This window comes from Phosphitispora fastidiosa, assembly GCF_019008365.1.
GTDB lineage: Bacteria > Bacillota > Thermincolia > Thermincolales > UBA2595 > Phosphitispora > Phosphitispora fastidiosa.
In genome coordinates this window covers 41999-48313 of record NZ_JAHHUL010000027.1, presented here as the reverse complement: position 1 = coordinate 48313, position 6315 = coordinate 41999, and the positions used below count along the sequence as shown (strand labels likewise).

Sequence of the window (6315 nt, the reverse complement as noted above, 5' to 3'; positions counted from 1 at the left end):
AGTGGCTCACTTTTTTCCTGGCGCTAGTGGCTCATTTTTTTTCTGGCGACTGGCTCAGTTTTTTCTTGACAATCGCAGGTTAACCTGCCTTATTTGCCCTTCAAACCACTATTCGTCATCAGAACTATACTCTCAACGTGGCTCGTCTGCGGAAACATATCCACCGGCTGCACTTCCACCGCCCTGTATCCCCGGTGGGACAAAAACTGCAGGTCCCTGGCTAATGTGCCGGGGTCACAGGAGATATACACCATCCTTTTCGGCTGCATATCAGCTATTGCCTGTAGAGCCTTTTTATCAATACCCTGCCTTGGCGGGTCAACTACAATCACATCTGGCCTGAAACCCTGCTCAGCCAGCCTGGGCAGGCGTTCCTCAGCCCTGCCGGAGACGAATTCCACATTTGTCACCTTGTTTATCCTGGCATTGGCCCCGGCATCATGCACAGCTTGTACAGACTCCTCATAGCCAATCACCCGGCCGGCCCTTTCCGCCAAAAACAGTGAAATCGTCCCAATTCCACAGTATACATCCAGGACTGTTTCCTCTCCAGTCAAAGCCGCATATTCAAGAGCTTTTGCATACAAAATCTCTATCTGCTGGGAATTCACCTGAAAAAATGACTCCGGGGAGATAGCGAAAACATATTTCCCGATATGATCTGTGATGGTTGCCTGCCCTGACAGGAGCTGTGTTTCCCGGCCAAACACCTGACGAGCCGGGTTTTGATTAATATTGCGGACAACCGAGACTACAACCGGGACTTTTGCCCGCAGCTCCCTGGCAATTGTAAAAGCCTCCGGAAACTTCTCACCCGAGGTCACCAGAACCACCATAACCTTTGAGGTAAACCACCCTTTCCTGATAATCACATGGCGCAGCAGTCCCTTACCGGTTTCCAAGCTATAAACGGACAGTTTGAATTTATTCAGCAGCCCTTCGGTAACTGCAGCAATTCCCCGTACCTGCTCGTCAAGCAAATGGCAGTCTGTTGTCGGGACCAGAACATGGGTGCCTTCTTCAAAGAAGCCCAGCTTTATTTTACCGTCAATCATATCAACCTGGAACTGTGCCTTATTGCGGTAACCCCACGGGTTTTCCATCCCGATTACCGGTCTGACCTCCACACCGGTAATCCTCCCGATGCGTTTCAGGGAATCCTCAACAAGCTGCTTCTTCAGCTCAAGCTGCAACCCGTAATCCATGTGCTGAAATTTTGACCCGCCACAGGTTTCAAACACCGGACACCTGGGCTCAATTCTCTTTTCACTTAAAGAGAGAACCTGAACTATTTCACCCTGGGCAAAGTTTTTCTTAACACTGTTTATTTTAGCAAGAATCTCTTCTCCCGGGACGGTAAAGGGCACAAACACCGCCAAACCGCGGTATCTTCCGACACCTTCCCCCTGGTGATTAACTGAATCTATCCTCAGTTCAATCTGATCTCCCGGATTTACAACCATCTCCCGGCTCATGTGCTTCCTCCTAAATTCTTTATTTTCCGAACTTCTTCTTGATTTCCGCTATCTTTAATTATTACTATATTTTTCTATTGTCACTAAAAAAATTCCTGCAACCGCAAAACGCCTGCTGCTGCGGCTTTCAGCTCAGAGGACTGTCTACACAGCCGTATACCTTTAGCAAACCTATGACATAATAGAAGAAAATATTATTTACCTATGGTGCATTGAATGGAAAACACAGACAGGTTCCTGGTCAGAATCAGGCTGGAACTAGAGAACTCACAAACCGCCGGTAACAATGGCTACATAGATTTGGCCAAATTGGAGGCAGTTCCCTCCCCGCAAGAGCTGCTGTCCCCCGTTGCGCCTCCCGGAGGACTAAGCGGCTTTCAGGAAATTATGATGGAGGAAATCGCTAAATGCCATCTGGATAAAATAAAAACAGGTATCAATGAGCTGCTTAAATACCTTCTGGCAAGAATTAACGTGGAAAACGAAGAACCCATGGCAGAACTTTATATGTACCGGCTCCGAATGATATTCAGCAGATGCCTGATGCCCGATTTCCCCTTCACGGAAGAGGTTTGGAACTATATATGTGAGGGCCTGCGAACTGTAGGTTCCTTTCTGGTGCAAAACGGTTTTTACGATGCCTGCCGGGAAATTATCGATTCCACTGCAGGCATGGGACGAATTGCCGCACTTAAGGGGCTTCCCACAGGCAATACCCAGTCTTCATTAAGGATTCTGGAAAATAAGGCCTTGGAAAACGGCGAAAAGTCGCTTGCATCTGCAGCTAAAAATGCCCGCTTTAACCTTGAAACTTAACCGGGGTGTTGCTATTGTTTGATGTTCAATCATATTTACGTGTCCTTACTTCCATAAATGCAGCCCTGATAACCCTGCTCGGTTCTGTGGGCATTTTTGTTTCCCTGACAGTACAGCGGAGAGTTGAACGTCTTCAGGACATCCTGGAGGAATTTCTCGACCTCTCCTATCAGAGTGATACCAATATTACCGGAAAGATGTACAAGCTTATTGAAAAGTATCAGATGCATTACCTGTTTCCCGACACCCCCGGACGCCTGATAATCCAATATATTAATCTAACCATAGCGGTAGTGGTAATATCCTGGGCAAGTATATTAACCCTCGGCTCCCGGTGGACGTTCAGCATATCCCTGCTGTTCTATGTGCTGCCTATATTCATGGGACTTGGTATTTTAGTTTTCTATCGATACCTGCTGAAAAACACCATTTACCCCTTCGGAAATTACCTGATGAGTCCCCTGATTCCGCCTCCTGTAATGCTGAGAAGCGTTTCATTCCTGTCCAGCTATGTAAATGTGTCTGTTAAATCCATCCTGAGGCAGGCTCGGCTGAGACTATTGATAAAACCGCATAACGAAAATAAGGCCAAAGTGGTGTTAAAAGAGGAATTATCCTTTGATGATTACTTTTATTACCTTTTTATTGCCAGGGAGGACAGCCCTGTTTTCGTGGCCTATGGTGAGCTCAAAATAAGCTTCGGGAATGAGTCGATTACCGGTAAACCCATCCCTGCAGCCAAAAATGTCAACATACCCTTGGGCTACATTCCCTTTACGATCCTGACACATGATGAGTACGAGGCAAGATTTTTCATCTTCCCCAGGGGAGAGAAACACCCTTTGGAATACCTGTTTAAGCTTAAAAAGCAGGGGAACATTTTCGTCATGGCTGAGGAACCGGAGATTTCGGTCAATTATATGACGACTTACCACATTGACAAAGACCGGTTCCGGGTAATTGAAGAAAACGCCGATATCCCGTTTTTCCGCAGCTTGGTGGGAACTGCGGTGTTAAACACCGGCAGGTATGCCTGTAATGAACCATTCCAGCCGGAAAATGCATATAACTGTGCAGATGATATATATATTGAATGAACCAATTTTAAATGATTACCTCGCATATGCAGACAGCTTGTAATCTGGCCGGAATCAATATATAATATTTTCAAATACATGTATAATCCCTTTAGGTGGTGGGTCAAATGCAGCTTGACAGCCATATATTACTAGCTGTTTCGCTTAATGTAAGCCTAATAGTAGTATTTTCCTGGCTGGGTTTTCAATTCTTATCCAAAAACTCCTATGCAGTGCGGAAAGTCTGCGATGCCGGCAGGCCTTTGGTTAGCATCAGGGCTTTGGCCAGCATACGTCCGGTAATACGCAAGTATCTGGTTGTCAGGAGAAAGATTAAAATCAGTGACAATGATGATGAAACACCATTCTTTACTTCCTCTGTTTTTTCTTACAACTAAAAACTGAGGAGGTAAGATATTGTGAATATATTAGGCACTGTGTTTAGCCAACTGTTGGATCTCCTGATAAGTTTCACCGGTGACTGGGTTCTTGCCATTGTCCTGCTCACCCTGGCGGTAAAGGTTTTGCTTTTTCCCGTGACCATAAAACAGCAAAAAGCTCTCCTGTTATCCCAGAATCTTGGTCAAGTAAAGTCACTTCTGTCAGAAAAGTTTAAAAACCGCTCTGACAGGATTAACAGTGAGCTGGTCAAAATTGTTGCAAAACACAGAATAAACCCGCTGATGCCGTTAATAATGATATTGGTACAGGCCCCGATTTTGTTTTCCCTCTATTTTGCCTTAGTTAACTTTGGGACTACAGCAGGCAGTATCCTGATTCCATGGGTGGTGAATGCAGGCAGCATTGATAACCTGCATATTCTGCCAGCCACAGCCGGCCTGCTCCAAGGACTGGGAGGTCTTGCCTCTGCGGACAGGAACCTGTTAATGTTCATTATACCTGCTGTCATAGGACTGTTATTCCTCTGGAAGGCTCCGGCAGCGCTTAGTGTTTATTGGGGTATCAGTTCTATGCTGAGCCTGGCCGAAAAGAAAATACTGGCCATGGAATTTTTCAGAACGCGGTTTTTAAAAGTGACCCCTCCTGAAGAAATGCTGAAATCTGTGGGATAAACAAAAATCCCGGGCAAAACCCGGGTATTCAGGCTGCTGATCAATTCAGCAGCCTTTTAATATCTTTTAATTTTAATATCTTTAAATATGTATGAATGTGATAAACCAAAGGAATTCGCCGGCAATCCCTATCGGGATAATCTTCTTAATAACCGGTCATTAATAATTACATAATAAATTCCAAATAAGGCTCCGATACCTGCAAACCATATCGGGATTGCGGCAGCATCCGGTTTTAGCAGCAATGCCGCAATTGTCCAGCCGATAAAGTTGTACAGGACGTATGAATACGGAGACACCATGCTTATTTTATTTCTCTTAAACAAAAAAACCATTACGGTACAAACAGGAATCCACAGAAGCTCAAAAACAGCTACAACATAGTTGAACTGCACTGGGTCACCCTTACCCAATACCAAGAGGATCCCGTCAATCACCTGCAAAATGCCTATTGCTATAGAACCGGAAGCATAGACCCGCAAAAACCTCATATCCTACCTCCCCTGTCTGCTAAAAACCAATTAGCTGCCTCATCCAATAATGGCGGGCTGCGAATCATTCAGCTAACATAATATGAGTCGACGAATTATTATGATAAAAATATACAATACTATATTTCAAGCTGTTCATATGGCTTAAACAAGCTTGAAAGGGTGATAATCTGCCATGCTAAAAAATGACCGTATGATTGCCGGAGCAATTTCGGGAATGCTGGCTAGTGTGTTCCAGGAGATTTATGCCAATCTGACCACAGTGCTTGGCTTTTCCACCAGGGATTTCGGTGATTATGCAGGTGTTCTGGTTATGAGCCAGAACTACCAGGGACTTCTTGCCCATTTTATGCAGTTGGTGGCACACGTTAGTGTCGGTGCCCTGTTTGGAATAGTATTTGCCGCTCTCTTTAGATACGCTACGAGCAACTATTGGTGGCTCAAGGGAATGATTTTTGGTTCTATTCTCTGGGTATTATTGACAGGCATCGGCACTCTCTTTAAAATGCCGATGTGGATCAATATCCCGCCTCGTGCAGCGCTCGATCTCTACATCGGTTCAATTGTGTTCGGTTTTTCTACTGCTTTTATTCTGAAATACCTTGATCAAAGAACAGAGTTACTCTAAAGTCCTCTTTAAGAATTTAATGGCTCCCTGCTGCAGTTAATCAGGCTAATCACGCCAGGAACGCCATTATCAGCCGCCATGAATTAACCGCTGCATGTGCGATAATACCCGGGATTATTGAACGGGTCTTGATATATAACAGGGTAAAGACCAGTCCGGCAAAAAATATCTCCCCCAGCCAATACAAATTAAAATGAAATACCGTAAACACTATCACAGAAATAATAACTCCGCCAGCAACCCCTGCCCGGCGGGCAGCAGCAGGATAAATCATCCCCCTGTACAGCATTTCTTCCGCAACTGGAGTGAATATCCCCCCTGCCAAAAGGGGCCAGAGGAATTGCGAAAAACTGCCGGCCCCAAAAGCGGAACCAATTAGCGGGTGTGTCTGCAGTTCCACCGCCAGAAAACGATAAAGCGCCTTTTCTCCAATATTTAGCGCTGCCAGCAGGCCGACACCTGCGGCCAGTCCGATGGCTACCTGCCGGGCCAGTCCGCCGGTTTTCAGCCCCAATGCCTGCTGCCACCCTTCAGTCAGCCTGCGTACTATCAGGTAAATCAGGATAATCGTCAGCATCCTGTCTGCCAGGGTAACCACCGCTCCCGTCAGCTCACCTGTATACGGTCCGGCTAGCCGGGTTGTCACGTACCCGAAAATGGCCCGGAGGGCAAAAATATAAATAATTTCCTTTAATCCCCAGATTGCTGCTTCATTCACCGGTCCATCGGCGGACAAAACTCTCACCTCTCAATTAA

Annotated in this window: 8 protein-coding genes; 5 read left to right on the top strand and 3 right to left on the bottom strand. The window is 45.8% G+C overall.

Annotation, left to right across the window (positions count from 1 at the left end; genetic code table 11):
• Nucleotides 1–89: 89 nt before the first annotated feature.
• A complete protein-coding gene (gene rlmD / locus Ga0451573_RS17965) occupies nucleotides 90–1475 on the bottom strand; it encodes a 23S rRNA (uracil(1939)-C(5))-methyltransferase RlmD (protein ID WP_231685543.1) in 1386 nt (461 codons plus the stop codon).
• Nucleotides 1476–1691: 216 nt separating this feature from the next.
• Here rlmD and Ga0451573_RS17960 point away from each other — a divergent pair, with 216 nt between their 5' ends.
• The 4 genes from Ga0451573_RS17960 (at nucleotide 1692) to Ga0451573_RS17945 (ending at nucleotide 4440) form a co-directional block, all read left to right on the top strand.
• Nucleotides 1692–2291 carry a hypothetical protein gene (locus tag Ga0451573_RS17960; RefSeq protein WP_231685542.1) on the top strand — a complete coding sequence of 200 codons (600 nt, stop codon included), beginning with the start codon at nucleotides 1692–1694 and terminating at the stop codon, nucleotides 2289–2291.
• 14 nt (nucleotides 2292–2305) lie between these two features.
• Entirely contained in the window at nucleotides 2306–3388 is a 1083-nt protein-coding gene (locus tag Ga0451573_RS17955; protein WP_231685541.1) for a hypothetical protein, read from the top strand.
• Nucleotides 3389–3495: 107 nt separating this feature from the next.
• Nucleotides 3496–3765, top strand: a complete 270-nt coding sequence (locus Ga0451573_RS17950; protein WP_231685540.1) for a hypothetical protein — start codon at nucleotides 3496–3498, stop codon at nucleotides 3763–3765.
• A 21-nt stretch (nucleotides 3766–3786) separates the two neighbouring features.
• Nucleotides 3787–4440, top strand: coding sequence for a YidC/Oxa1 family membrane protein insertase (locus Ga0451573_RS17945; protein WP_231685539.1), 654 nt, complete (start codon nucleotides 3787–3789; stop codon nucleotides 4438–4440).
• Nucleotides 4441–4568: 128 nt separating this feature from the next.
• Here the strand turns inward: Ga0451573_RS17945 and Ga0451573_RS17940 are convergent, their stop codons facing one another.
• A complete protein-coding gene (locus tag Ga0451573_RS17940; protein WP_231685538.1) occupies nucleotides 4569–4931 on the bottom strand; it encodes a hypothetical protein in 363 nt (120 codons plus the stop codon).
• A gap of 175 nt (nucleotides 4932–5106) precedes the next feature.
• Between Ga0451573_RS17940 and Ga0451573_RS17935 the strand changes: the two genes are divergently transcribed.
• On the top strand, nucleotides 5107–5559 hold the full coding sequence (locus Ga0451573_RS17935) for a hypothetical protein (protein WP_231685537.1): 453 nt from the start codon (nucleotides 5107–5109) through the stop codon (nucleotides 5557–5559).
• A 49-nt stretch (nucleotides 5560–5608) separates the two neighbouring features.
• Here Ga0451573_RS17935 and Ga0451573_RS17930 read toward each other — a convergent pair whose 3' ends face one another.
• Complete coding sequence (locus Ga0451573_RS17930) at nucleotides 5609–6295, bottom strand: CPBP family intramembrane glutamic endopeptidase (protein WP_231685536.1); 687 nt, start codon at nucleotides 6293–6295, stop codon at nucleotides 5609–5611.
• Nucleotides 6296–6315 lie beyond the last annotated feature (20 nt).